The sequence below is a fragment of the Lactiplantibacillus mudanjiangensis genome (assembly GCF_005405385.1).
Taxonomy (GTDB): Bacteria; Bacillota; Bacilli; order Lactobacillales; family Lactobacillaceae; genus Lactiplantibacillus; species Lactiplantibacillus mudanjiangensis.
Genome location: NZ_BJDY01000002.1, coordinates 111600 through 137543, shown reverse-complemented (window position 1 = coordinate 137543; position 25944 = coordinate 111600). Strand labels below are relative to the sequence as shown.

The 25944-nt window shown below is 43.2% G+C and carries 23 protein-coding genes; 6 read left to right on the top strand and 17 right to left on the bottom strand.

What is annotated here, in order from left to right:
• Nucleotides 1-96 precede the first annotated feature (96 nt).
• On the bottom strand, nt 97-5478 hold the full coding sequence (locus FFM84_RS01490) for a BspA family leucine-rich repeat surface protein (protein WP_130843762.1): 5382 nt from the start codon (nt 5476-5478) through the stop codon (nt 97-99).
• A gap of 641 nt (nt 5479-6119) precedes the next feature.
• Complete coding sequence (locus FFM84_RS01485) at nt 6120-6764, bottom strand: Crp/Fnr family transcriptional regulator (protein ID WP_165450017.1); 645 nt, start codon at nt 6762-6764, stop codon at nt 6120-6122.
• A gap of 89 nt (nt 6765-6853) precedes the next feature.
• Here FFM84_RS01485 and FFM84_RS01480 point away from each other — a divergent pair, with 89 nt between their 5' ends.
• Nucleotides 6854-7417, top strand: a complete 564-nt coding sequence (locus tag FFM84_RS01480) for a hypothetical protein (RefSeq protein WP_371852210.1) — start codon at nt 6854-6856, stop codon at nt 7415-7417.
• 61 nt (nt 7418-7478) lie between these two features.
• Nucleotides 7479-7850, top strand: a complete 372-nt coding sequence (locus FFM84_RS01475; protein WP_130843764.1) for a pyridoxamine 5'-phosphate oxidase family protein — start codon at nt 7479-7481, stop codon at nt 7848-7850.
• A 636-nt stretch (nt 7851-8486) separates the two neighbouring features.
• Here the strand turns inward: FFM84_RS01475 and FFM84_RS01470 are convergent.
• Genes FFM84_RS01470 through FFM84_RS01460 form a run of 3 tightly spaced genes read right to left on the bottom strand, consistent with a single transcriptional unit; the run spans nt 8487 to nt 13770 of the window.
• On the bottom strand, nt 8487-9755 hold the full coding sequence (locus tag FFM84_RS01470) for a glycoside hydrolase family 125 protein (RefSeq protein ID WP_130843765.1): 1269 nt from the start codon (nt 9753-9755) through the stop codon (nt 8487-8489).
• A 20-nt stretch (nt 9756-9775) separates the two neighbouring features.
• On the bottom strand, nt 9776-12391 hold the full coding sequence (locus FFM84_RS01465; RefSeq protein ID WP_130843766.1) for a glycoside hydrolase family 38 N-terminal domain-containing protein: 2616 nt from the start codon (nt 12389-12391) through the stop codon (nt 9776-9778).
• A 26-nt stretch (nt 12392-12417) separates the two neighbouring features.
• Nucleotides 12418-13770, bottom strand: a complete 1353-nt coding sequence (locus tag FFM84_RS01460) for a PTS sugar transporter subunit IIC (RefSeq protein WP_130843767.1) — start codon at nt 13768-13770, stop codon at nt 12418-12420.
• Nucleotides 13771-13967: 197 nt separating this feature from the next.
• Here FFM84_RS01460 and FFM84_RS01455 point away from each other — a divergent pair, with 197 nt between their 5' ends.
• Both FFM84_RS01455 and FFM84_RS01450 read left to right on the top strand, forming a co-directional pair.
• The gene (locus FFM84_RS01455; RefSeq protein ID WP_130843768.1) at nt 13968-14684 is read left to right on the top strand and encodes a GntR family transcriptional regulator; all 717 of its coding nucleotides are present in this window, start codon (nt 13968-13970) and stop codon (nt 14682-14684) included.
• A gap of 210 nt (nt 14685-14894) precedes the next feature.
• Complete coding sequence (locus FFM84_RS01450; protein WP_130843769.1) at nt 14895-15203, top strand: putative quinol monooxygenase; 309 nt, start codon at nt 14895-14897, stop codon at nt 15201-15203.
• A 582-nt stretch (nt 15204-15785) separates the two neighbouring features.
• Here the strand turns inward: FFM84_RS01450 and lysA are convergent.
• The 4 genes from lysA to FFM84_RS01430 all read right to left on the bottom strand — a co-directional run bounded on the left by lysA (nt 15786) and on the right by FFM84_RS01430 (nt 18827).
• The gene (gene lysA / locus FFM84_RS01445) at nt 15786-17111 is read right to left on the bottom strand and encodes a diaminopimelate decarboxylase (protein ID WP_130843770.1); all 1326 of its coding nucleotides are present in this window, start codon (nt 17109-17111) and stop codon (nt 15786-15788) included.
• A gap of 82 nt (nt 17112-17193) precedes the next feature.
• A complete protein-coding gene (gene thmT / locus FFM84_RS01440) occupies nt 17194-17388 on the bottom strand; it encodes a 2-hydroxymuconate tautomerase (protein ID WP_130843771.1) in 195 nt (64 codons plus the stop codon).
• Between the two features lie 100 nt (nt 17389-17488).
• A complete protein-coding gene (locus FFM84_RS01435; RefSeq protein ID WP_130843772.1) occupies nt 17489-17914 on the bottom strand; it encodes a hypothetical protein in 426 nt (141 codons plus the stop codon).
• A gap of 22 nt (nt 17915-17936) precedes the next feature.
• Entirely contained in the window at nt 17937-18827 is an 891-nt protein-coding gene (locus tag FFM84_RS01430; protein ID WP_130843773.1) for a YitT family protein, read from the bottom strand.
• A 115-nt stretch (nt 18828-18942) separates the two neighbouring features.
• Here FFM84_RS01430 and FFM84_RS01425 point away from each other — a divergent pair, with 115 nt between their 5' ends.
• Together FFM84_RS01425 and FFM84_RS01420 are read left to right on the top strand one after the other, a co-directional pair.
• The gene (locus FFM84_RS01425; RefSeq protein WP_130843774.1) at nt 18943-20382 is read left to right on the top strand and encodes a C69 family dipeptidase; all 1440 of its coding nucleotides are present in this window, start codon (nt 18943-18945) and stop codon (nt 20380-20382) included.
• A 204-nt stretch (nt 20383-20586) separates the two neighbouring features.
• Entirely contained in the window at nt 20587-21195 is a 609-nt protein-coding gene (locus FFM84_RS01420) for a hypothetical protein (protein WP_130843775.1), read from the top strand.
• Nucleotides 21196-21293: 98 nt separating this feature from the next.
• Here the strand turns inward: FFM84_RS01420 and FFM84_RS01415 are convergent, their stop codons facing one another.
• From FFM84_RS01415 to rpsP, 8 genes are all read right to left on the bottom strand, one after another.
• Complete coding sequence (locus FFM84_RS01415) at nt 21294-21569, bottom strand: type II toxin-antitoxin system RelE family toxin (protein ID WP_130843776.1); 276 nt, start codon at nt 21567-21569, stop codon at nt 21294-21296.
• The gene (relB, locus tag FFM84_RS01410) at nt 21569-21802 is read right to left on the bottom strand and encodes a type II toxin-antitoxin system RelB family antitoxin (protein ID WP_130843777.1); all 234 of its coding nucleotides are present in this window, start codon (nt 21800-21802) and stop codon (nt 21569-21571) included. The genes FFM84_RS01415 and relB overlap by 1 nt, the downstream gene beginning before the upstream one ends.
• 108 nt (nt 21803-21910) lie before the next feature.
• The gene (locus FFM84_RS01405; protein ID WP_130843778.1) at nt 21911-22777 is read right to left on the bottom strand and encodes an SPFH domain-containing protein; all 867 of its coding nucleotides are present in this window, start codon (nt 22775-22777) and stop codon (nt 21911-21913) included.
• Between the two features lie 218 nt (nt 22778-22995).
• A complete protein-coding gene (rplS, locus tag FFM84_RS01400; RefSeq protein ID WP_130843779.1) occupies nt 22996-23352 on the bottom strand; it encodes a 50S ribosomal protein L19 in 357 nt (118 codons plus the stop codon).
• Between the two features lie 115 nt (nt 23353-23467).
• Nucleotides 23468-24208: a tRNA (guanosine(37)-N1)-methyltransferase TrmD gene (gene trmD / locus FFM84_RS01395; RefSeq protein ID WP_130843780.1), complete on the bottom strand. Its 741-nt coding sequence runs from the start codon at nt 24206-24208 to the stop codon at nt 23468-23470.
• Nucleotides 24208-24732 carry a ribosome maturation factor RimM gene (gene rimM / locus FFM84_RS01390; protein ID WP_130843781.1) on the bottom strand — a complete coding sequence of 175 codons (525 nt, stop codon included), beginning with the start codon at nt 24730-24732 and terminating at the stop codon, nt 24208-24210. The genes trmD and rimM overlap by 1 nt, the downstream gene beginning before the upstream one ends.
• A gap of 627 nt (nt 24733-25359) precedes the next feature.
• Nucleotides 25360-25617 (bottom strand): RNA-binding protein KhpA, encoded by a 258-nt coding sequence (gene khpA / locus FFM84_RS01385; protein WP_130843782.1) that lies wholly within the window; start codon nt 25615-25617, stop codon nt 25360-25362.
• A 17-nt stretch (nt 25618-25634) separates the two neighbouring features.
• A complete protein-coding gene (rpsP, locus tag FFM84_RS01380) occupies nt 25635-25907 on the bottom strand; it encodes a 30S ribosomal protein S16 (protein WP_130843783.1) in 273 nt (90 codons plus the stop codon).
• Between the last annotated feature and the right edge of the window lie 37 nt (nt 25908-25944).

The following is a 25944-nucleotide window of genomic DNA, read 5'->3' as shown; positions in this document are numbered from 1 at the left end:
TAAAGCTTTCTGAAAATCAACTGGTTCTTTACAGCAAAAACAAAAAAAGAAGCCCAATTCAAAAGTGAATTGAGTTTCTTTCAAAGTTAATCGAGACTATTTTTCAGTCCGACGACGTTTACTTGTAAACCATGCACCAACGCCACTCAAGCTCAAGAGTAAGGCACCCATCAAACCAACTAAGCCAGCATTACTTTCGTTAGTTTGTGGTAAGGTCCCTGCTTGGTTCTTAGTTGCGGCTGCTTGTGCTGCCTTTAAGGAAACTGCCGTAGCTTGCGCCTTTGTTGTGTGGTTAGCAACCGTTGGTGTAATGGTTGCGCCTTGGCTCATCGTTGTGCCACCATTGCTGGTATTCTTAACTGTTGTGCCAGCTGTTTGACCCGCAGTCTTCTTACCAGTAACAGTTGTTTTCTTGCCAGTGGTACTCCCTTTGCTACCATTATCTTTGTCAGTGGTATTACTACCAGTATCGATAGTATCATCTTCGCCCGTGCTGGTATCGCTATTGTCATTGGTATTACCAGTATCGGTGCCAGTACCACCATTGCTGTTGTTATCGTCAGTGTTCGTACCGCCATTATTATTGTCACTACCATTATCGCCGTTACCGTTATCACTGCCACTACCGTTGCCTTCATCGACGTCGGTAGCCGCTTCAACCGTGATCGTGACGGTCTTAGTGATGGTGGTACCAGTTGCATCTGTATAACTGTAAGTGACAACGTAACTGCCAGCTTTAGTCGTATCAACCGCATCCGCACCTGTAACTGTCACATCAGCAAAGGTTAAGGCGTTGCCATCAGCATCGGTCCCACTAATAAAGTTATCACTGGCTTGCCAAGTATCTCCGGCCGTAATGGTACTGTCCTTGACATCTAAACTTGCAGAACTAGCCACAACTTTAATGGTGATGGTCTTAGAAACCGTGTTACCAGCGGCATCGGTGTAACTATACGTTACTGGGTAACTGCCCGCTGTGGTTAAATCAACCGCATCCGCACCAGATACCGTCACATCACTGAAGTTAATAGCATTACCGTTAGCATCAGTGGCACCCGTAAAGCTATCTTCAGCTGTCCAAGTACTATTTTTACCAATCATGACCGTGGTGTCACTCGCATCAATTGACGCTTTAGTGGCTGCAACTGTCACCGTGATCGTCTTAGAAACTGTATTACCAGCATCATCGGTGTAGCTATAAGTGACATCGTAACTGCCAGCCGTGGTTAAATCAACTTTGTCGGCACCAGATACCGTGACTTTACTGTAATCAATCGCGTTACCGTCAGCATCAGTAGCACCCTTGAAGTTATCTTCGGCACTCCAAGTGGCATTACTACCCATCGTCACAGTACTGTCGTCAGCGTCAACGCTAGCTTTAGTATCCGCAACCGTTACCGTGATCGTCTTTTGCGTCTTGTTACCATAGACATCGGTGTAGCTGTACGTCACTTTATAACTACCGGCTTTAGTCGTATCAACTGCATCGGCACCTTCAACGGTCACATCGGCAAAGTCAACACTATTGCCATCAGCATCAGTGGCGCCAGCAAAGCTATCTTCGGCACTCCAAGTGGTGTCTGGTCCAGCAACTAAGTTCGCATCGTTAGCGTCAACAGAAACTTTACTATCCGCAACCGTTACTGTAATGGTCTTAGAAACCGTGTTGCCAGCTGAGTCTTTGTAACTATATGTGACGTCATAACTGCCAGCTTTAGTCGTATCGACATCATCGGCACCTTCAACCGTTACATCTGAAAAATCAAGCGCATTACCGTCAGCGTCCGCCGCATCAACGAAACTGTCTTCGGCACTCCAAGTGTCACCAACCGTCACTGTCTTATCATCAGCATCAACTGACGCTTTTGATTTAACAACCGTTACTGTGATGGTCTTGGTGTATTCTGTCCCAGTGCCATCGGTGTAGGTATACGTCACGTCATAATCGCCAGGCGTGGTGGTATCGACTTTATCAGCGCCAGAAATAGTAACCTTGCTTGAATCAACGGCATTACCGTATTCATCAGTAACTGTGAGACCAGCATCCCAAGTCGTATCAGGGCCAGCAATAACGGTCGAATCACTAGCATCTAAACTCCCAAGGTTCTTATTAACCACAACCGTGGCCAATCTCGTAATCGTTGAACCAGTTGAATCCTTGTAAGAGTAAACAATACTGTAAGTTCCAGCGACCTTCGTATTAACTGTGCCGATAACGGTCATATCACTAACAGTCAAAGCATTGCCGTTTGCATCAGTACCAGAAACGAAATTATCACTTGGTGACCAAGTCGTATCGGTTCCGGCAATTAAATCATCGGTATCTTTGGCTTCCAAAGTGGTTGAACCATCAACGGTTTGCCAAACGTAGGTATCGGCTACACCCGATTTAGTCAAGTATGAGTAGGCCGTCATTAATTGAGCTGAAGTGTAGACATTACCAGTTGTCAGGCCAACCCATTTACCAGTGTAAGCTGAATCAGTCGTGCTAATGGTTGGCACGTAGGCGTTACCAGTACTTGTGATTAAGTACGTGTTAGTCCCTAATTTCAAGGTCTTAATACTACCATCATATCTGAGCATGAATTTCGCATCAGTTACCTTTGACATGTCAAAACTGCTAAGGTCTAATGCCACTAAATTAGAAGTCCCGCTATCAATCATGTAGAACATCGACCGCATCGTGGTCACGTTGCGCGTATCCCAGCCACCGACATCTAAAACTTTAACCGCGGTGTCGTCGTAGAACATGTAGGCCATATCAGTCACGTTACTAGTGTCCCAGCCACCAACTGAAATCTCTGATAACAATTCATTTTGATAGAACATTCCATGCATGTCCGTCACTTTGCTGGTATCCCACTTGGAAACATCCAAGGTGGTTAAGTGACTCGTACCCGCTGTTGGCATATAGAACATCTGATTCATGTTCGTCACGTTACTGGTATTCCAGTTTGAGACGTCTAAGGTGGTTAACCCGGTATCACCCGAAAACATCGTGGTCATATCTGTATTAGCACCCATGTCCCAGTTACCAACTGCCAACTCACTAACCCCGGAAACCCCATAAAAAGTCGCTCTAGTGCTTGTCACTTTGCTGGTATTCCAGTTTGACACATCTAAGGCTGTCAAGGCACTATCACCCCAGAACATGAACGCCATCGTGGTTGCTGAACTCGTATCCCAGTTTGACACATCTAAAGTCTTTAAACTTGTAGTACCTTCAAAAACACTATTCATTTTTTCAACATTGCCGGTGTTCCAATTCGAGACATCTAAAGAAGTCAAACCTGTCGCATGGTAAAACATAGCTTCCATGGTTGTGACATTGCTGGTATCCCAATTTGAGACATCTAAAGAAGTTAGGCCACTATCACCCCAAAACATATATGACATGTTCGTCACTTTACTCGTGTCAAAGTTCGAAACATCTAAGGCTGTTAAACTCGAGTTATTATAAAACATTTCTTGCATGTCGGTAACATTACCGGTATTCCAGTTCGAGACATCCAACGCAGTTAAAGCGCTGTCACCCCAGAACATATATGACATGTCAGTAACCTTGCTGGTATCAAAGCTTGACACATCTAAGGTTGTTAGGCTTGAGTCACCTTCGAACATACTATTCATCAGCGTTACATTGCTGGTATCAAAGTTTGACAGATCTAAACTCGTTAAGCCAGTGTCATGGTAGAACATTAAACTCATATTGGTTACATTACTCGTATCAAAATTTGACACATCCAAGCTGGTTAAACCTGAATCACTCCAGAACATGCCTTGCATATTCGTGACGTTGCTAGTATCAAAGTTCGAAACGTCTAAGCTAGTCAGACCCGTTAATCCCGATAACATGTAACTCATATCCGTTGCCGAGCTAGTATCAAAGTTTGACAGATCCAAGCTGGTTAAGCCGTTATCACCATCAAACATAGCTGAGAAATCGGTCACATGACTCGTATCAAAGCTTGAAACATCGAGACTAGTTAAACCACGAGTATCCCAAAACATGTGTGACATATTAGTAGCTGAACTAGTATCCCATTTTGAGACATCCAAGCTTGTCAATGCGCTATCAGAATCAAACATGCCCAAGAAAGTGGTTACCTTGCTCGTATCAAAGTTTGACACATCTACACTAGTCAAAGCGGTGGCAGCACCAAACATCTGTGTCATGTCAGTAACATTGCTCGTGTCCCAACTTGATAAATCAAGCGTGGTTAAGCTGGAATCATATTCAAACATCTGTGACATGTTAGTGACATTGCTGGTATCCAATTGATCCGTATTCGATACGGCAGTTAAATTTATCATATTATAGAACAAATTCGAACTGTCACTCCCAGCAACAACTGTCCCGTCAAATGAAATTGACGTAATTTGATTGGCATAAGCCGCCCATGGACTCGTTCCCTTAGTATCCGCAAAAGTCCCAGCATCAATATGTAAAACTCCGGTGCTGTCGATCCGCCAAGTGCTGGTCCCAAATGTCCCACTCGCAATATCCGAAACATCAGCGGCAGTGGCTGCGGCCCGTAATAAGGTACTCCGTTTATCGGTAACTTGTTGGTCAGCCGTGGTTGTTGTAGTTGTCACAACTGTATTATCTGTAGCCGTGGCATCCGCATTGTTTAAAGTCGTATCGGTTGCGTCGCTAACGGTCGTATCCGTGGTAACGTCACTAACATTGGTCGTGGCATCATTAACTGCGGTTTCATCAGATGTCGCTTGATTGTCGTTAGTTGTCGTGTCAGTAGTCGTATCTGTTGTAGTTGTTGGATCAGTCACCGTACTAGTGGTGTCATCAGTGGCGACGGTTGTGGTATCCGTAGTATCGGCTGTCTTAGTGGTATCTGAAGAATCAGTCGTGGTTTGATCATCGGTCGTGGTATCTTTAGCCGTGGTCGTATCCGTCGACGTCTTAGTTGAATCTGATTGATCAGTTGCACTATTATCAGTTGATGCACTCGATGAATCAGTAGCATTAGTCGTTTTACTGCTGCTGTCAGTTTCATCTTTCACAGCGCTACTACTATTATCCGTCGTTGAAGTTGTGTCAGCGTTCGTGGTTGCAGTTGACGAACTATCAGTCGTCGCAGTTGATTGACTACTGTCGTCAGTTTTAGTTGACGATGCGGCACTTGAATCATCAGTTGAAGTCGTAGTTGCAGCCGTCGATTCTGTTGTAGCGGTCGTGGCACTGGTTTTTTGTGTGGTTGAAGTCGTATCAGCTCCAGTTGTCGCAGTGTCAGCGCTACTACTATTGGTTGTAGCACTCGATTCACTATTGGTCACCACTTGGCTACTTTCGCTTGTCGCACTAGCATCTGTCGTCGTATCCGCATAACTTGCTAAACTATTGGCTTGCCAAGTAAAGGCAATCACACCGGCAAATAACCAGAAACGACCTTTTTTATACATCTTGTAGTGTACTTTGGAAGTAGTTTGGGGGTTGCGTTTGTTCTTTGTGCTCATCATGGTATAGGACTCCTTTTTCTTGTTAAGACCCTTAAATAATTGTCATTATTACAATTAAAAAAAGATTTAATTCGGCGCCTGATCAAATCTTTATGTTCATCAATAATATATCCCTTGAACTTAATTGGTGCAACCCCTTACAGCCGCCAAAACAGTTATGTTCAAGCATATCGACGATGGCAAAGCTGGCATCTGTGGGGTAACGTTTATTTGCGTTTTTCCACAATTAATTAGGGATTAGTATTAATCATATTTATTTTCATAGTCAACTTACAAACTTCACTAAAGCCCAGAAATAGGCATTAACAGGTGATTTTTATTATAAATCCGTAATAAACAGTACCCATCAGTTTAGAGTGACGCACTTTTTATCACCTTTAAAAGCCATAAATAATAATTATAAAGGCTACTCAAAATGGCTTGAATTATGACTAAATAAAGCTAATGGTTTACCTATTTAACTATAATTTCTTAAAAAAATTTGCCTTTTTCTGTTGAAATAATAACTTTTTGTTTATAAAAATGATTAGATTATCTCTTTTGACTGTGTTAATCCCTAATTTAATGCAATTTAAAAGCCCTGACTTTAAAAAAGCCAAGACTTTTGTGAGTAAACACGGCTATTCAACTTTTTCGCTTATTTACAGCAAGGTAATTTGTCGACCATCGACTTTTATGAGATCGGCCGTTATTAACAACTTGAATTGCCGGCTTAGTGTTTCAGGTGTAATGCCTAAAAAACTAGCAAGTTCTCGTTTCTTTACTGGCAACTTAAATATGGTCTGGTTCTGTTGCTGACCGATTTGTTGTAAATAGGTTAACAAGCGATCCTTTGCTTCCAAATTACTCGTCTGTGCGCTCATGGTTTCCAATGCTGTTAACCGTTCGCCTAAAACATTGATCAAATTAAACGCTAAAGTTGGTACTTGGTGCAGTAACGTCTGAAAATCCTGATTACTAATGGAACAAATTCGAGTGTCTTCAACCGTCTCCGCATAATTAAAATGCTGCCGCTGACTAAATAACGCCGCTTCGCTATCAATATTACCGGGACGCAACATATATAGGATCTTTTCCTTACCATTTTCGTTCAACTGATACACTTTGACCCGCCCCTGATCAATAATCATCATACGATCTAACGGGGTTGTCGGATCATACAACACCGTCCCCTGTCGAAATAACTGCTGATGAATCGAAATCTTTGCTAGTGTTGCCAAATCATCTTCAGACAGGCCACGAAAAATTGGAGCCCCTTGTACACATTTAAATGCCGAATGCGTCATTTTTTGTTCCTTTCTTGACATATATCAATTTTTCAAAAGTGGCCTCAGTATACAATAAGGTCAACATTAAATCTAGGAGAAACTTCATTATGAAACTTTATCAAGCTAAAATCATGCCATTAAATGCAGACGCTATCGGTACCGCCGCTCATGGGCAAGCAAGCTTTGTTCAAACTAAGGATCAATTAATCGTGACCATCGAGATGTTTGACACTCCCGCTAATATCCAACACTGGGAACATTTTCACGGCTTCCCAGATGGTCAAGAGGCCTCGATTGCCACGATGGCTCAAGATGTGAATCACGACGGTTTCGTCGACTTGCCTGAAACTGAACCCGTTTCTGGGACAACAATGGTGCCATTCAACGATACGCCAGAAACCATGGATGTGGCGAACGATGCCTATCCAGTTGCCGATGTCAACGGATATTTTGCCTATACCAAGATCGTGCCATTAAAGGAACTCGACACCCAATTCAAGCAAGTCTTTCATGACAGTGAACTCACGTTAGATAAACGCGTCATCTATATTCATGGCGTTGCTAACAGCTTACAGTTGCCAAGTTCAGTTGCTGGTGAGGTTGCCACATATGATGCACACGTCACCCTCCCGATTGCCGTTGGTAAAATTGAATTGGTCTCACTTGATTAAGCCCGTATAATAGGGGTACCGATGTTCGATCAGTAATTTAAAGATAAGGTGTGATTTGATAATGGATGCTAAATTTTTAGACGTGATGGCCCACGAAGGCGCCACGACGATTATTACGATTAATGCCCAGCCTGCTAGTGTTGTGAACACTTGGAACTCTTACATTACCATTAACGCTGATGACAATTACTTATTGATTCCAGCTGCGGGAATGCGGAGTATTGAACACGACTTTGAGACCGACAATACCGTAACGCTTACGATGGGTAGTAAAGAAGTCGAAGGCACCGTTGGCCCGGGCGCCGGCTTCCATGTTCATGGTCACGGTGAATTCTTAGCCAGTGGCACCGAATTTGACGCCAAAAAAGCACAATTCCCATGGGTCCGCGAAGTTTTGAAAGTCACAATTGATGATATTCAACAAAAAATTTAATTAGTCATTTATCGTAAAAAGACAGGCATGTCCCCTGATAGTAATGGGATGGTGCCTGTCTTTTAGCTTTTTAACTAAAGGTTGAAAGCTGAATTTTAGACTTAACCATTGATAGGATAGGCATTTAACGGTCAAAAATAGTGAAACTTGCCGCCTACCGTTCGCCCAATCCGGGCCGGAACGCTGTGGATGGACAATCCAAGCCAAAGTTCGGTCTTGGATTTCGTTTTGAACCGCAAAGGTCGGCGTTTCAAAAGCGCCAGTTTCTAAGCAAAAAACGCTAAGAAACACCCACGGCTGGGCCCAGATTAGACTCACTCCCGGCTAGATTTGTGACCAAATCATTGTTTTAAACAATGATCGTCGCTTAACCGCAGGCCGTCAGTGATGGCGCCAGCCGTGAAAACGTCGTTGTCCGGGTGTTTCTACCGGACTTACGACGTGGACGTCTTGAAAGACTAGTGTTTTTTGCTAGGCTTTCAAGCGAGATTGAAGCCCGCCTTTTGGCTGAAATCGGTCCCCACAGCTGGCAGAATCACTGACAGCCGGAGGTAACTAATTAAGGGTATTCAAGTCAACTCTAGCAAGGTCCCTACTGACGATGAGTAAGTTTCAACCTTTAGCTTTTTAAGCCTGTTAAATCAACTCCAATGCTAATTGACAATAAGTCATATTGGCCCACGAGAACCAATCTCGGGTATATTGACTCGTATCATCCATATGCACACTCTCATGACACTGCTTAGTGCCATTGTCAGTCGCCGCAATTAACGCCAATTGTTGTTGTTTGACCTGCTTGTCAGTGGTGGTTAACCCGACCATCGCCAAACTAATCGGCCAGACATAGTCATTGGGCGTATGATTGCTCCCAACTCCCTGCAATACCGATCCTTGGTAATAATACGGATTGTCCGCACTCAACACAAATTGGCGCGTTGCTTGATACAGTGGATTATCAACATCAGTGTAGCCAATAAATGGCAAAGACAGCAAACTTGGGACATTAGCATCATCCATCAACTTAGCATGACCTAGACCGTCAACTTCATACGCATAACCCTTTTTGCCGGTTGGTAAAATCACCACTGCATAATCCGTAATACCTTGTTCGATCTGCTTCATCAGTTGTTGCATTCGAGTCCTTAACGATGTATGTTCAGTCGGTACGAGCGGCAACAGGCCACGTAACATTGCCACCACAAACATATTAGACGGGACGTGATAACCTAATTCCGAAGCATTGTCACTTGGTCGAAAGCCGTTCCAGATCATTCCGGTTTCAGCGACCGGAGCCCCCCGACCATCATGCGTTAATGTATCGTTAGCGGGGCAATTCTCCCGTTTGAAATAGTAAGTTGATCGCGTGGCATGTTGTTGTTCAGTTTCAAGCACCGTCAAAATGATCCCTAATGTTTGCCAAAATTCGGCATCAAGATAAGTCGTGATCCCAGTCTGTTCATATAAACGTAGGGCTAACAATAGCGGCGCACACAAGGAATCAACCTCAAATTTGCGTTCCCAGACGAGGTCCGAAATCGGCAAGTCCGATTCATCATCACTCCAATGAGCGCCCGATGCCGTTTCATTAAACGCATTAGCATACGGATCGTGTTGAAGATAACGCAATTCACGCCGCAATACTCCGATCAAAATTGGCTGTAAGTCTGGAATGTCATCAATTAATTGCACATATGGCAACACTTGAAATGTCGCATCGCGTAACCACATCGCTGGAATATCACCCGTTTTAACAAAGTAAGTGCCATCCGCTTCCGCCGTTGTCGCTTTAGTCAGCGCATCGCCCAATAAGTGCTGAAATAGCGCTGTCGTGGCTGGTGTTGCTAATTGTTGTTTCGCTGCAAAGCGATCAATTGCTATCGCCACTGCTTTTAAATCGATTGCCATCGCTCACTGCTCCTTTAACACTATTTTGGGTATTGATAAATACCATAAGTTCGAATCTCACCTGGGCGAAAAGCCGCCAAGTCATATTTAGTGACACCGGTTGTCAAATTTTCTTTAACAACATGATTCAAGTCTAATGCCTTCAACGTTACGGGTTGTTCAAAATCAAGTCGCCCAGGCCGCTCAATTGCTTGCTTAGTTGGACTATAAACCCGTAACACTAAGCCGGTCTCGTCCGGTGTCATGGTCAACGCACTAACCACTAGTTGTGGCGCTGCTAATTGCAATAATGGCGCAGTTTGCGTTAACGGCCGCGGATTTTGATTAATTTGGAAATATTGAATCGGACTCGTAAATCGATCCAAGGTCTGATTTTGATAAGCTAACGTCCCACGCGATAAGGCATGATGCCGTGCTTGTAAGCTAGCTGGTTCATAGGTCGGATCTAAACAGATACCGCCAGCAAAGGTCATTGGCCCCTGTAACTGGCTAGCTGGTGTTGGCACATATTTTGTTTGCAACCCAGAAGCGTCACTCGGACGTCGAATTAAGTCTGGTCGACCTAAGTAGCCCACACCGCGATACAAGGTTATGGCTAACTGATTGAAATGTTCCCCAATTACTTGAAAATCTTTCGGTCCTAATCCTAAAAAGCTCCAACTTAACTGGTCATCATGAATATTGGCGAAATGTAGCATTGGCCGTAATGCCGTTGGTTCTTCATGGTAGCCGATCTGCTGCCAAGTCGTTAAATGTGGATCGATAACCGGCCGTTTTAAATAGCCAAATGGCGTATCAGCATAACTATCTTCAGCTTCAATCGGAGTTGTCATCACTAACCGTAACCGATGATCTTTAACTTGGTTGTCCACCGATAGACTAAAACCAATGGTCGGGTCAGCTTGTTTTAAAGTTAACGTCAACGTATATGGCAACACTTGATTCGCCTGGTGTGCTGCTCGAGCCGTCAGATCGGCTGGTAGTTGCCATTCACCACATAGTGTTAATCGTGATTCAAATTGACCAACGATCCCGCTGATCTGGGCATCAGCGAATCCTAGATTTAAGATCCAATCCTGATAGGCTGGCGAATAATCATACGTATCCCCTTCGTCACCGCCATCTTCTACACTCAAGAAATCAGCATAGGCCGTGCCAGTCCGTTTGTCGACTAAGGTCAAGCCAGTCGCATCAGCCGATAATTCATAAAAGCGATTGTCAATGGTCGTTCCAGTTTTGACAGGTACAACCGGTTTGTCAGTTTCAACAATTTGTAACCCGGTCCAACCGGTTGCCGGTATCGTTAACGGCATCGCAATGGTGGTATCGTAATACAAATCAGCCACCATCTTAGTTGGGTCATGTCGTAAAGTCGCCATATCTACTGTTTCCTGTTCAAGCACTTGAAAGGCAACTGGTTGCCCTTGCGTATCTAATAAGTCAAAACTAGCTTGCCGTGTTGCTAATTTAACGGTCTGCACTTGAGTCATTGAACCTGGCGTTGGATTCCAGAAAAATAAATCCAACTGACTGTCGACATGACTGCTTAACTTGCGTAATAAATAAGCTTTCAGTGACAGACCCAATTGTAACGCCACTTCGCCACGATGTTTGATGTCCGCATTGGTCGCATCACTGTTACAACCACCCGAAGAATCATGGGCTTGACCGCGAGCAACCACTTTCCAAATTTCAGCCACTAAGCCAGCTTTCGTCTTAACCCCATGGGCTTGGGCAATCGCCATCAAAGGTTCAACTTCATAAGTCATCAATCGTTCAAGCTGATCATATAACTGTTTTAAATCTGCGCGTGACGAAAAGATGCCCCGATGAATCTTAGACGTACTAGGATCAACAAACTCACCCGTATATGTTGGTAAATTTGGTTCCTGAGCTAGCTTTTCAAAATATTCCGGATAATTACTCTCATACAGCTGATAGTCAGCTTGACTCGCGTTAGCCGCTTTAATGCGATCTTTTAACTTAAAGTCAACTGGTCGTTGATCACCACCGACCGGTAAAACCAAATTCGTCGCATCAGTATCTGAACTAATCTTTTGCAATAATGACGGATAATCTTCAGATTCCATCAGCTCGGTGCCCACCGGATAACCATTACGTAGATTAGCGACTAATAACTTTGAATCATCATCGCTAGTCCAATAAAAATACCGAGCAGATTGCTCAGCTGGCATTCCACGCCAGAAAATGGCTTTATCAATGCCAAAACCATTGTAGATCTTGGGCATATCTTGGCCTTGGCCAAATGAATCTGGCAAGTACCCAATTGGCATGGCGCCACCTAATTCATTAGCTAATTTCAAGCCCTGCTGTAAGTTTCGGACAATCGATTCACCAGTTGTCACTAGTTCATCAATTTGGGTATACCACGGGCCAACAAACAACCGCCCCGCTTTGACCCATTTTTTCATAATCGGCAATTGTTCTGGATCAGCTTGTAAATAATCATCAACAATCGCCATTTGACCATCTAATAAGTAATAATCTAGGGCATTCGTTTCCAACGCTTCAAGAACTTCATCCATATGATAGGCAAATTGCACGCGTGCCTCTTGACGGGTGAAGTACCATTCAAAATCCCAATGCGTATGTGCCACGACTGCGACATTCTTCATAAGACAACTCTACCTTCCTCTTATCCCTAAGACTCACTAGCAGCGGCAGCCAACTTTGCTTCTTTAGCAAATTGGGCCCGTTCACTACGTTGATTCAAAATAACAAATGGTGCATAAACCAGCACATCTAAAATGACCAAGACTAAAGTCAAGACAACTGGACTTGTATGGAATGCCCCTAAAATCCAAGTACTCAAGAAAATGGGTTCGTTACCGGAATTCAAGACCACTAGCGGAACAACCCAACCAATCTTGGTCACGACGTAGGCAATAATAGCGTTCATTAACGGTGCGACGATCCAAGGAATAAACATAATTGGATTCAATACGATTGGTAACCCGAAAATAATTGGTTCGTTAATCCCAAAACATCCTGGAATGAACCCTAATTTCGCAATTTCACGTTCTTTTTCACCTTTGCGGGTAAAGATTAACATCGCAATCAGTAGACCAAATGTCGCCCCAGAACCACCGATCATGGCATAAACGTTCGTCATCGTATTCGGCGCAATTGAAATACCAGCAAAACTTTGAGTTGCGGCATATTTGGCAACGTCTTGTAAAAATAATGGTAACCAGAACGCCGACATGACACCCCAAACAATATTGACCCCATGAAGACCTAAGAACCAAAGGATTTGTTCGACCAGAATGACGACAATAATCGCTGGTAATCCAGTCCCGACCGTTAATAATGGCTTGATTAAAACTTCTGAAATTAATTCGATCAGTGAAACAAAACCGAGACTTTGAATGATAATTCGAACAATACCAAAGATGAATAAGGCCCCTGTAATCGGAATCAATGAGGCAAATGAATCAAAAATATTTTGTGGGACACTATCTGGCATCTTAATTTTGATCTTACTTTTACTTAAGCGGGCATAAATATAAACCGAAATCATCCCAACAATTAGTCCGGTAAACATGCCAGAGTAATCAAAGAAACTTGTCGCAAACCCTTCGATGATTTTTGCTTTAGGATCGGCAAAGTTGATGTTCTTGGGAACCATCACGAAGTAGGCCGCCAGTGCTAAGATCACAGCTAAGAAGACGTTAACCGTTTGATATTTCTTCTGCAATTCACGGGCATAAGAATAAGACGAACAAAGCACAACGATAATCCCAATAATACCTAACGTTGCCGTATTGATATAACCAAATAAGTCGCTCGTATTCGTTAGCCAGACATTGTTGATGTGTGCACTCTTAATCCATGCATCTAATTGCATTTTGATTAAGTTCGAAAAAGACCCAATGATTGAGAATGGGATCGTCATGATAAAGGCGTTCTTAATCGCTTGCAAAATACTATTCTGTTGGACCCAACCGGATGCTTTGAGTAACGGTTCTTGAAGTTTCTCAACATTAACCTTCATTTTGATGCTCCTTAAAAAGATTTATTTTTAGAAAACGCTTTCTAACAAGGCCAATTATAGCAAGTTGTCGACATTTGTAAAGAGAATTTTATGTATTTGGCTATACAAATTATTGGAATTAGCGCCCTAATTTGTATACATATTAAAAATATATGTTAAAATATTATTATAAGAACACGGTATAGAGGTGAAAAAATTTGTATAGATACAAAGAAATTTATTCAGATATTAAACGAGATATTTTACGGAATCATTATCGTGCAGGAACACCGATGCCCACGCAAGAAGCATTAGCAGACAAGTATAAAGTAAGCCGACTAACACTGCGAAAATCGCTCAAAATGCTCAGTGACGAAGGCCTGATTCACAGCCAACAAGGTTCTGGTACGATTGTCCGTTCACAGATGGCTGATCATCTCGGCGAATTACTACCATTGGACTTGCCGATCGGGACAACTTACACACATCGCGATCAAGCCATCACCAGTAAGGTCCTATTTTTCGGTGCGCGTCTCCCTAACGAGACCGAACAAAAAAACTTACGCATCGAGGCTAATGAACCCGTCTATGAAATCAAGCGCGCCCGCTACCGCAATGGCAAGAATTATAGTTATGAACATACGATTATGCCAACGCGTATTCTGCCATTAGACGAAGAAATCCTAGCTGGCTCCATTTATGATCATCTCGGTGAAAAAAACGTCTTTATGACAGATGCCCGTCGAGTGGTCTACGCAGAAGGCGCCGATAGCGAGAGTGGCTCAGCATTAGCCGTTAAACCTGGCACCCCACTATTGGTCATCGAACAAATCGCTTATGATCAAAAGGGTAGCGCATTTGAATACTCAACATCACGCTTTGTGGAAGATCACTCAAAATTTGTCTTAGATGTTCATCGTAATGACATCTGGTAAACGAAAACACTTGTAATACTTAGGACAATAACAGCCCGATGCTGTTAACGTCGCTAAATTATTGCAAGTGTTTTTTTAGTAAGCCCTTTTCAACTGACATCGCTTAAAAATGGTTAGTTTTTATTGACAAAAGCTAACTATTTAGTTATATTGATTTAGTTAGCTTTTTTATTAGAAAACTAACTAAATTACAAAAAACGAGGCTTCATTATGACACAATCAACTCAATCACTAACCGTCGTTGTTCGCTTACAAACAACTACCGACCATTTAACGGCCGCTACCAAAGTTCTAGCTGACTTAATTAAACCAACCCGCGCCAATCCTGACTGTGACGAATTTCGTGTCCTACAAGATACGAACAACCAGTTACAATTCACGCTCATTGAACAGTGGCACTCGATCGACGCAGTTAAAAAACATGGTGCTAGTGATTATATGCAGACCTTCATGGCTCAAAAGACGCTTTTATTCCCAGTCTCAAACTCAGAAATCGTGACAGAATATCAACCACAATAAAAGAAGGACGCTCCATTGGCTATTAACCAGTGGAGCGTCCTTTATTTTAACGTTTAAAAGTTGACTATTACTTTTTCGCCGATATGGCAAGTCTTCACCGATCAAAACTAGTCATACTTGTCACTTGTCGTTCGCCCACCCTGAGCCGGAACACTGTGGGCAGACCGTTCCAGCCAAAAAGCGGTCTGAACCGTCGTTTTGAGCCGCCCAACTCGCGTTTCAAAAGCGCCAGGCTCTAAGCGATAAATCGCTAAAAGCCTTCCACGGCTGAACTCACTCTTGATTATATTAGTGATTACCAAATTGACATAGCGAACTAACCGGAGTCAGCCAGTGATGGCGCCGGCCGTGAAAATATCGTTAGTCTGGGTGTTTTCCCCGGACTTTACGATATGGACGACTTTTGAGACTAGCGGTTTAGGCTAGGCTTAAAAGCGAGGTGGAAGCCCGCTTTTTGGCTGGAACCGGTCCCCACAGCCGGCAGAATCGCTGGTTGGCGTAGGTGACCAATTTAGCACAGCTCAAGCCAGTAATGATATGTTTTTTATCACCATAATGATCTTTCAATCTTGACCTTAACGTTTATTTAATTGGTTCAGTCGCCGTTAATGGCACATCTAACCGCGTTAAATCGGCAAAGGTTTCACGTTGGACAACTAATTGATCGTGACCATTTTCGCAAAAAACGACTGCTGGCCGCGGATTACGGTTATAATTATTCGCCATCGAATACCCATAGGCTCCCGTATCCAACACCGCCAACACATCACCTGGTTGGGTTGCTGGCAAGGCTTGATCCCAAATCAGCATATCTCCGGATTCACAGTATTTTCCGGCAATGGAGACCACTTCATCACTTGGTTGCGAGGGATCTTTAGCGAGTACCGCTTCATACTTAGCTTCATATAGTGCCGGACGAATGTTATCACCCATCCCACCGTCAACCGCTAAATATTTCCGAATACCCGGAATATCTTTGGAGGCCCCTAAGGTATAGAGCGTCATCCCAGCAGTCGCCACTAATGAGCGCCCCGGTTCAATCCAAATCTCAAGCATTGGCACGTGATGAGCTTGCGTCTGCGCAATGGTTTCTTTAACAATCGCATCGACAAATTCAGTCGGTAATAACGGTTGATCTTCAGACGTATACTTCACGCCAAAGCCGCCACCAACATTGATGATTTTTGGATAAAAATCAAGTTCCGTCTGCCAACGGGCAAATAACGTCACTAGCTTATCCACGATCATTTTAAATCCATCGAGTTCAAAAATCTGTGAGCCAATATGGCAATGAATGCCGACTAAATCTAAATAAGGTGCCGCTTGTGCTAATTTGACAGCTTCATCGGCTTGACCACTATTCAAATCAAAACCAAACTTGGAGTCTTCTTGTCCGGTTGAGATGTAATCATGGGTATGCGCTGAAATTCCGGGGGCAATTCGTAACATGACCGTCACGTGTTGTTCCCGTTGGGCCGTCAAGTTGGCTAATTGCTGTAGTTCATAAAAATTATCCACCATGATACAGCCCACGCCATAATCAAGCGCCTCGGTTAATTCAGCTAATGATTTGTTGTTCCCATGAAAGGACAACTTTTCCATTGGAAAGCCAGCCTGTTTTGCGGTATACATTTCCCCGCCAGACACGACATCGCAATGAATGCCTTCTTGGGCGGCCAATTGATACATCGCGACTGCCGCAAAAGCTTTGCTGGCATAACTAATTTGATAATTAACGTCATTGGCCTCGAAAACCGCCTTAAACGCGTGAATTTCTTGCCGAATCGCACCAGTATCATAGACATATAATGGTGTTTGATATTTTTGGGCTAACGCCAACGTATCGACCCCACCCACGGTGAGATGATGTTGGGCATTTAAATCAGCCGCTGTAAGTTGTTCGTTCACAATCTAACCTCACTTTTTTTGACAACGTGCCATCTTGCAAAAAAACCGGCCACAATAACGGCCGGTTCACAACGATTACTAATTACTTAGCTTCTTCGTCGCTCTTTAACACACCGCCAACACTGTAACGGTTTTTTTGCATTTCACTTAAAATCACGTGAATATGTTCTGCTGGCGCACCGGTATTTTTGCTAACGGCGTCAGTCACGTCTTTAACTAAGTCCTTTAATTGGGCTTGTGAACGGCCTTCGATTAATTCAATGTGTACGATTGGCATCGTTGTCACTCCTGTCTAGTTTATCTTCGTAGAATCTAATGATACCTTAATTTATCTAATTCGACAACTACTTGTGCTTACGATTGTGAATGAAATCGGTTTATTGGTGATGCGTCTTGAAGCGATAGTAGTGGGTAATATCTGACGTATAGTAGCCATAATAATTATTCAAAATGGCATGTCGTTTACCACCAAACGTTCTAGTCGTCACTTTAAAGTTATTACCGGCCCCAGCGGTCTGATCAATCCCATACAAACTCCAGTAGCCGCTTTTACTTGGCCCAAATAACTTAAACTTGCGATGCTCGTGATAATGTTCGCCACCAGCATACTCATCGGAACTATAGGCATGTTTACTAAATGTCATTTTGTCATACTTACCATGTCCAACATAGTGATACCAAGTATGCCGGAAAGACTTTGGCGATGTATAACTTGTACGTGCTTGAACGGCCTGCTGTCCCCAAGCGATGCCCCCTACTAAAACTAAACTTGCTGCTAATAATTGCTGTCCCACTTTTTTCATTATCTGTTCCCCTTTTAAGTTATTATCCCCGTAACTTTTGTCGCTGTTGATCCTGTTCCTGCTCATTCATAAATAAGCCTGATGTATCAACTGTATTTAAAATATTAATAAACGCGTGTTCATCCGTTTGATTTACCGTGGTTTGTAACGTATACAACTCGTAACGACTCAAAACGACCATCAACGTGGAGTTAGCTTGCCCAGAATAGGCACCGTGTGACGGAATAACCGTCACACCTCGCAAAATTGCTTGTTGAATCGCTTTAGCCACGAATTCGGCTTGGGATGTCACAATAATTGCCGTGAGTTTTTGATGACGTGTATGAATGACATCAATCATCCGTGTCGACGCGTAGATGGAAATAATCGTAAACAAGGCGTTTTCCCAGCTAAATAACAACCCAGACATCGCAATAATAATAAAGTTGATTAAAAACATCCAACTGCCCACCGTACGACCAGTCATCCGTTCTAGTACCAAGACAATAATATCAAAGCCACCCGTTGAAAAGCCGTACCGCATAGTAATCCCGATACCAACCCCGGTTAAAATTCCGCCAAATAACGCCCCTAATAATGGGTTATGCGCCACATTGACGACCGGAATGACAACCATCGCAAATGACGTTAAAAACGCTGTGATAAAACTCATGATGGTAAACCAATGACCGAGTTTAAACCAGCCGAGTAACGCAATCGGAATATTGAATAGCAAAATATAATAACCGGTATTAATCGATAAGCCCAACGGTTTCCCCGCGGTATAAAGCAGCTGAGCAATCCCATTAACTCCACCACTAAACGTATTCGCCGGAATCAAGAATTCATTTAAAGCAACTGCCGAAATGACCGCGGATAATAACATAATTAATAATTGCCACAAAAAAATAAGGCGCGGATTTGAAAGATGCATTTTGCGACCTCCATATAGTCAGAATGCTATTATTATAAGCGAAAATCACCTTTTTTAGGTGACAAAATGCTAAAATTAAAGCAAGAAAGTGATTTTTATAGAAAGAAGGCACCCTATGCTCACGCATCAATTTAATCCTTACTCTGCTTGTACCAGTATTTTAGTCGGTAAAAACGCCACGGCCGATGGTTCGACCCTGATTGGTCGTAATGAAGATTCGCGAGCGGCGTGGGCCAAGAAATTTGTGGTCCATCCGCATCAAGAATTCGACGAACCACAACTATTTACTTCATCAGACGCTGATCACCCATTTACCATGACTTTACCTAAGATTCGCGCCAAATATACCGCCACCCCTGAATGGACTGCCAAATATGGGCTGTTTGAAGAAGATGGCATTAACGAATATGGCGTTGCCATGAGTGCGACTGAAAGTGCTTATTGCAACGCCCGGGTCCTCGCCGCTGATCCTTATGTACAAGATGGGATCGGTGAAGAAGCAATGGTTACTGTCGTGCTCCCCTACATTCGTTCAGCCCGTGAAGGCGTTGAACGGTTAGGCCAGATCGTTGAGACTAAAGGGACTTACGAAACGAATGGGATTCTTTTTAGCGACGATGATGAAGTTTGGTACATGGAAACTGGTGCCGGCCATTACTGGGTCGCACAACGGATTCCTGATGATGCTTACGCCGTTGTTGCCAATCAACTCGCGATTCAAGAAATTGACATCGCCGATCACGAAAATTACTTGTTTGCCAGTGGCATTCGGGACTTTGTCGTGGACCATGATTTAGCTGATACCTCAAACGGCTTTAATTTCCGAGATGTCTTTGGCACACGTGATCTATCCGATCAACATTACAACACACCCCGTGTTTGGGACGGCCAACGTTACTTTACGCCAGAAGTCGACCAAGATCCTGAATCATTCGACTTGCCGTTTATCCAACGTGCAAACCGTTTGATTCATGTGGATGAAGTTCAACATTACTTGGCATCCCATTATGAAGGCACACCATTTGATCCCGTTGGCAGTGGCAGTGATGCTGACAAGCATCGTTACCGACCGATCAGTTTGGCAAAGACGCAAGAATCACATGTCTTGCAACTTCGTCCAGACATGCCCGTCGGACGACAAGGGATTCACTGGTTAGCGATGGGCGTTTCCGCCGAAAGTGTTTACGTGCCTTTCTTTGCCAACGTAGATGATACCCCGGCCGCCTATCAAGTTGCCACTGAGAAGTACGATCCAACATCGGCCTACTGGATCTTTAAATTGGTCGGCGTTTTGGTCGATGCCCACTATCATCAACTACATGGTCGCTTAGCCGATGTGCAAAAAGAGTTGGCCATTCAATTGGGACACCATTTGATTGAAACCGATGCAGCCGTGGCTAAGATGACTGGTGACCAGTTGACCACCACGTTAACTGAAGCTAACGCTAAGGCCGCTGAGATTGCGTTGACGGCGATGCAACAATTGACCGCTGAATTGATTACGACTAGTACGGATTTGTCACCCTTGAACTATAATACGGATTTGAATCTTTAACTCATCAAGCGAGCTTGGAAGTGAAACCTTCTGGGCTCGCTTTTTTGTTTGTGATTGCTAATGTCAATATTACTAATATTATAGACGCTTGAATTTATCATCGATATAATGAATATTGACACTATAAATGGAGGCCGTTTTAATATAAAAGGAATACGTTACGGGGATTGTTATATAACAAACTATTTTAGGGGAATCTATTAAATGAAAAAGATGATTAACTTCGCAACGATTATTATCACAACACTGTCATTATTTATTGCATTTCAAAAACCACAACCAGCTCATGCACTCGCATCCTACTGGAAAACAAGCCATTGGGTAACATTGAAAAAGGATGTCACTGTTTATAAACTTAGTAATAAGCCATGGGACAAAAAAGTTGCCACCTATAAAGTAAAAGCAGGCTCTCACTATAAATTAAGCCATTGGGACGTTAACTACAGCTGGGTACTGCAATCAGGAAAGTATAATACCAATGGTGGCCATTATACCTACATGGTCAACAAAAAATATAACGATGCCAGTTGGTTCAAAATGGGTATCTATAAGGTCCAGACACCACTTTACAAGAGTTTTCACGGCTATCGCGTTGAAAATAAAAACTTAGGCAATGGCAATACTTTCTACGATACGGAGACACACTGTACCTTGTCAGACTATTCACCTAATCAAACATCAAAAATTATCTTTGATTACGGCTCACACGTCTACCCTACTCACCACGAATGGGACAAAATGACTGAAACTAAAATGTATACCTATAAGTACAAATATGGCGAATGGGTTTTAGTTTCAACATGCAAATTTTAATTTATCATTAATACAGCAATAGGGAGTCGCCATCATGAGCGACTCCCTATTTGTATGCCTAAATTGTCATTAAATCAAATACAATCAAAAATATTGGTTTATTCATCATAAATTCGACGACGATGCCCACTATTAATGGCAGTAATAACCAACTGTTCATCGTTAATTTCACAAATGACACGATATTGGCCAATCCGATAACGCCATTGGCCACTGCGATTGGCAGTCAACCCTTTACCACTTTGATAAGGATCATCTGTACCGTCAATATTAGCATATAACCACTCAACGATTAACCGTGCCTGATATTTATCTAATTTTCTTAATTGTTTTTGTGCTAGTCGCGTAAAAACTAAACGATAATGCTTAACCATCAGTCGTCTCCACTGCTAAATTCACGCATGATTTCGCCCATTGAGACAGTCCGCTGATTGTCATCAAGCCACTTCTTATGCGCAACTTGTGCCGTTTGCCGATCGTACTCATCTTCTAAGTCTTTAATCGAATATTTTACCAATAAAGCTGAGAGTGAAATGCCATAAAACTCGGCCATATATTGTAGCCAAGCTTTTTCGTCATCATTAACACGTACCGTAATCGTTGCCATCAGTACCGCCTCCTTGTGTTACATTGTAACACAGTGGGACTAATAACTATCAAAAAAAGAACCACATGCCTCAAAGCATCGGTTCTCTATCGTTTTATCTTAATATGCTTACTTCACATTAGATGTATTAATCATCGGCTGCGTCCCACGTTCTGAAATAATGGTGACCATGAGATTATTCATCAATTGGACCTTCTGATCATCCGAAATCTGCATATTGGTATCTTTCTCTAACCGTTTCAACGTCTCTTCGGTAATAGAAACCGCCCCTTCAACGATCACTTTCCGTGCCGATAAAATGGCCGATGATTGTTGCCGCTGTAACATCGCACTAGCAATTTCAGTCGCGTAAGCCAAGTGGGTCAAGCGCGTTTCCACAATTTCAACGCCGGCCACATTCAACCGTTCTTGTAATTCGGCGGTTAAACGGTCGGAGACTTCCGTTGGATTACTCCGGAGGGTAATCTTCTTTGCATCATCAAACGTGTCATACGGATATTCAGAAGCCACGTGACGAACCGCCGACTCACTTTGAATCTCCACAAATTGTTCATAGTCATCGACTGCAAATAAAGCTGTACTCGTATCGACCACTTTAAACACAATTACGGCCGCAATTTCAATCGGATTTCCACGTAAATCATTGACCTTTAAAATCGCACTATTAAAGTTCCGAACACGCAATGAAATCGCAAATTTATACGTTAGCGGCACGGTCATAAACAATCCCGAGTCACGAATGGTCCCAATGTACTTCCCAAAAAACGTTAAAACCTTAGCTTGGTTCGGCCCAACAATCGTCAGTGAACTGGCCCCAAACGCTGCAATCACAATCAATAACGCCCCTAAGAACACACTAACAATATGATCATCAGTCGCGCCTGACCAGATTAACCAACCACCACCTAGCACGAACAATACGGCCAATACTAAGCCGACGTAGCCATTAATATGAAACACTGATTTTTCTTGCATAGTAAATCCCCCTTTACCTAGTAAGTATACCTGATTTAACCATTGAACACGATCTTCAACGCCATCATTATACGCGTGTAACGTTTAGTGCTATTTAGGCAATGTTCCATTAAACCTGGTTATTAACTAACAAAAAAACCGCCCTAACTGTTAAACAGTTAAGACGGCCTAACCTAATTCGCAACGACAGTTACGCAATTAAGCTTAAATGATCTAAATTAGTTACGGCGACGTTCTGGGATACGAGCGGCCTTACCATGTAAGTCACGTAAGTAGTATAACTTAGCACGACGGACACGACCTTCGCGGATAACATCAATTGAAGCAACCCGTGGGGTGTGTAATGGGAAAGTACGTTCAACACCGACACCGTTACTGATCTTACGAACAGTATAGGTTTCGCTGATACCTGAACCATGACGCTTGATAACAACACCTTCGAACAATTGGATACGTTCGCGGGTACCTTCGACAACGCGGGCATGAACCCGAACAGTGTCACCAGGACGGAAATCAGGAATATCAGTCCGTAGTTGTTCTGAAGTAAGTTTTTCGATTAATTGATTTTGACGCATAATATATCTTCCTTTCGCCGATATTCGTGACAGCTTTGGTCAGCGGAATGTCGTTTATGGGCATTAACAGCCAATAAATAGAATACCATATCCTAATTATCAGTGCAAGCCTTCTTTAAGCTTCGTCGGCATCGGCTTTAATATCCGCCAACATTTGTCGTGCTTTAACTGATAAATCTAATCCAGTTAACATGTCTGGTCGCCGTTCATACGTCCGTTTTAAGGCTTGTTCCAGCCGCCAGTCATCAATCTTACCATGGTCACCGCTTAACAAGATATCTGGCACTTTCATCCCACGAAAATCAGCTGGTCGCGTATATTGAGGGTATTCCAATAAACCAGATGAGAATGAGTCACCGGGCGCTGATTCGGCATTACCTAAAACACCAGGAATCAAACGCACCGTCGCGTCAATCATCACCATCGCACCAAGTTCGCCACCAGTTAGGACATAGTCCCCTAACGAAACTTCGTCAGTCACGAGCGAGCGAATCCGTTCATCGTAGCCTTCATAGTGACCACAGATAAACGTTAAATGATCTTCTTTAGCAAAGTCTTCAGCCACACTTTGGTTAAATTGATACCCAGCCGGATCAAGCAAAATAACGCGACCCTTTTCAGGATGCTTCGTTTGTACATTCGCTAGAGCATCAAAGATCGGTTGTGGTTGAAGTAACATTCCGGCACCACCACCATAAGGATAATCATCAACATGATTATGTTTATCCGTGGTGTAATCGCGGAAGTCGGTCACGCCAATGTCGATTTTCTGGTCATTGACGGCGTTTCCGATCATTGATGTGTGCAACGGACCATCGAACATCTGCGGGAATAAGCTTAAAATATCAATCCGCATTAATCGATCAACCCTTCCATGAGTTCTACCGTCACTTGGCCAGCCTCGATATCGACATTTTTAATCACTTGCGGGATCTTTGGCAATAAAACATCACTTTGACCATGGTCGCGTTGTACGACCCAGACATCATTAGCGCCTGGAGACAAGATTTCTTTAATCTTACCCAACGTCTCACCATCAGTCGTGACAACTTTTAAGCCGACAATTTCGTGATAATAGTATTCACCTTCTGGTAAATCATGCAAGGTTTCAGCGGCCACTTTAATGGTCCAGCCTTTATATTTTTCAACGTCATTAATGTTGTCGAACCCTTTAAATGTCAGGAAAAAGAGTCCTTTTTGTTCGCGTGACTTTGAAATCGTCATCGAAACGCCACCTGTTGTGGCATCAACATCTTTAAATAACGTGACTTTTTGACCCTTAGCAAACCGTTTTTCAGGAAAATCGGTGATGACGACAACTTTAACTTCACCCCGAATCCCGTGAGTATTCACTAATGTCCCAACGCGATAGTAATCCATATATTAGCCTCCTCAAAAATTGATAAATTGTTATGGTAATAAAGGTTGAAAGATACTTTTTAACAATAATCGTTGATATGACAAGTATTTAACGGCCAAGACTAGTCATACTTGCCACCTACCGTTCGCCCACATTGAGCCGGAACCCTGTGGGTGGACCGGTTCAGCCAAAGTGCGGTCTGAACCATCGTTTTGAACCGCCTAACCCGCGTTTCAAAAACGCCACGCTCTAAGCGATAAATCGCTAAGAGACTCCCATGGCTGGGCTCAATGTGCGCTCACTCTCGGTTATCTTCGTGATCACAAAACTATTTAACATCTGCGATATAACCGAAGTCAGCCAGTGATGGCGCTGGCCGTGACGACACCGTTAGTCCGGGTGCTTTTGCCGGACTTTACGATGTAGACGACTTTTGAGACTAGTGGTTTTGGCTAGGCTCAAAAGCGAGGTGGAAGCCCGTCCTTTGGCTGGAACCGGTCCCCACCGCCGGCAGAATCGCTGACTGACGTAGGTGACCAATTTAGCATCACTCAGACCAATACCAGTAAGGCTTCTATCGCCATAATTATTTTCAACCTTTAGTTATGGTAATAAAAAAGCTCTTAAACAAAACATCGCTGCTTCGCTCAAGAGTTTTTTTTCTGTCCATCTTCGATCGTAAGACGAACACGTTTAGGTCCTGAAACTCGGACACTATACACAATCGTGCGAATTGCCGAAGCAACTCGACCTTGGCGACCAATCACCCGACCGATATCCTCAGGATTAACCGTTAAGTTATATTCTAAGTAACGATTGGTTTCTTTGAAACTAACCGCAATATCAGCTGGATATTGAACCAATGGTGTCACGACTGTAATGATTAAAGCTTTAATATCTGCCATGATCTATTACCGCTTTATTATTTAGTGAACTTAGCTTCGTGGTACTTCTTCATGACACCGGCTTTAGATAAGATATTCTTAACCGTATCTGAAGGTTGGGCACCATTGTTTAACCAACCGAGGATATCTTCCTCTTCAAGTTTAACTTGGGCTGGTTCTGTAAGTGGGTTGTATGTGCCGACTTGGGCGATAAAACGACCATCACGTGGTGAACGTGAATCAGCGACAACAATCCGGTAAAATGGATTTTTCTTAGAACCCATCCGCTTTAAACGAATCTTGACTGACATTTAAACACCTCCCGAATTCTTTAACAGGTAATAATAT

Bases quoted from the DNA above. Each gene is read 5' to 3' on its own strand.
- FFM84_RS01480 (WP_371852210.1), top strand. From the start codon at position 6,854: ATGAAACTTTATCAAGCTAAAATCATGCCATTAAATGCAGACGCTATC.
- FFM84_RS01450 (WP_130843769.1), top strand. From the start codon at position 14,895: ATGACACAATCAACTCAATCACTAACCGTCGTTGTTCGCTTACAAACA.
- FFM84_RS01435 (WP_130843772.1), bottom strand. From the start codon at position 17,914: ATGAAAAAAGTGGGACAGCAATTATTAGCAGCAAGTTTAGTTTTAGTA.
- FFM84_RS01430 (WP_130843773.1), bottom strand. From the start codon at position 18,827: ATGCATCTTTCAAATCCGCGCCTTATTTTTTTGTGGCAATTATTAATT.
- FFM84_RS01490 (WP_130843762.1), bottom strand. From the start codon at position 5,478: ATGATGAGCACAAAGAACAAACGCAACCCCCAAACTACTTCCAAAGTA.
- FFM84_RS01425 (WP_130843774.1), top strand. From the start codon at position 18,943: ATGCTCACGCATCAATTTAATCCTTACTCTGCTTGTACCAGTATTTTA.
- FFM84_RS01465 (WP_130843766.1), bottom strand. From the start codon at position 12,391: ATGAAGAATGTCGCAGTCGTGGCACATACGCATTGGGATTTTGAATGG.
- FFM84_RS01420 (WP_130843775.1), top strand. From the start codon at position 20,587: ATGAAAAAGATGATTAACTTCGCAACGATTATTATCACAACACTGTCA.
- relB (WP_130843777.1), bottom strand. From the start codon at position 21,802: ATGGCAACGATTACGGTACGTGTTAATGATGACGAAAAAGCTTGGCTA.
- trmD (WP_130843780.1), bottom strand. From the start codon at position 24,208: ATGCGGATTGATATTTTAAGCTTATTCCCGCAGATGTTCGATGGTCCG.
- rimM (WP_130843781.1), bottom strand. From the start codon at position 24,732: ATGGATTACTATCGCGTTGGGACATTAGTGAATACTCACGGGATTCGG.
- FFM84_RS01405 (WP_130843778.1), bottom strand. From the start codon at position 22,777: ATGCAAGAAAAATCAGTGTTTCATATTAATGGCTACGTCGGCTTAGTA.
- rplS (WP_130843779.1), bottom strand. From the start codon at position 23,352: ATGCGTCAAAATCAATTAATCGAAAAACTTACTTCAGAACAACTACGG.
- FFM84_RS01475 (WP_130843764.1), top strand. From the start codon at position 7,479: ATGGATGCTAAATTTTTAGACGTGATGGCCCACGAAGGCGCCACGACG.
- FFM84_RS01415 (WP_130843776.1), bottom strand. From the start codon at position 21,569: ATGGTTAAGCATTATCGTTTAGTTTTTACGCGACTAGCACAAAAACAA.
- rpsP (WP_130843783.1), bottom strand. From the start codon at position 25,907: ATGTCAGTCAAGATTCGTTTAAAGCGGATGGGTTCTAAGAAAAATCCA.
- FFM84_RS01460 (WP_130843767.1), bottom strand. From the start codon at position 13,770: ATGAAGGTTAATGTTGAGAAACTTCAAGAACCGTTACTCAAAGCATCC.
- FFM84_RS01470 (WP_130843765.1), bottom strand. From the start codon at position 9,755: ATGGCAATCGATTTAAAAGCAGTGGCGATAGCAATTGATCGCTTTGCA.
- khpA (WP_130843782.1), bottom strand. From the start codon at position 25,617: ATGGCAGATATTAAAGCTTTAATCATTACAGTCGTGACACCATTGGTT.
- thmT (WP_130843771.1), bottom strand. From the start codon at position 17,388: ATGCCAATCGTACACATTGAATTAATCGAAGGCCGTTCACAAGCCCAA.
- FFM84_RS01485 (WP_165450017.1), bottom strand. From the start codon at position 6,764: ATGACGCATTCGGCATTTAAATGTGTACAAGGGGCTCCAATTTTTCGT.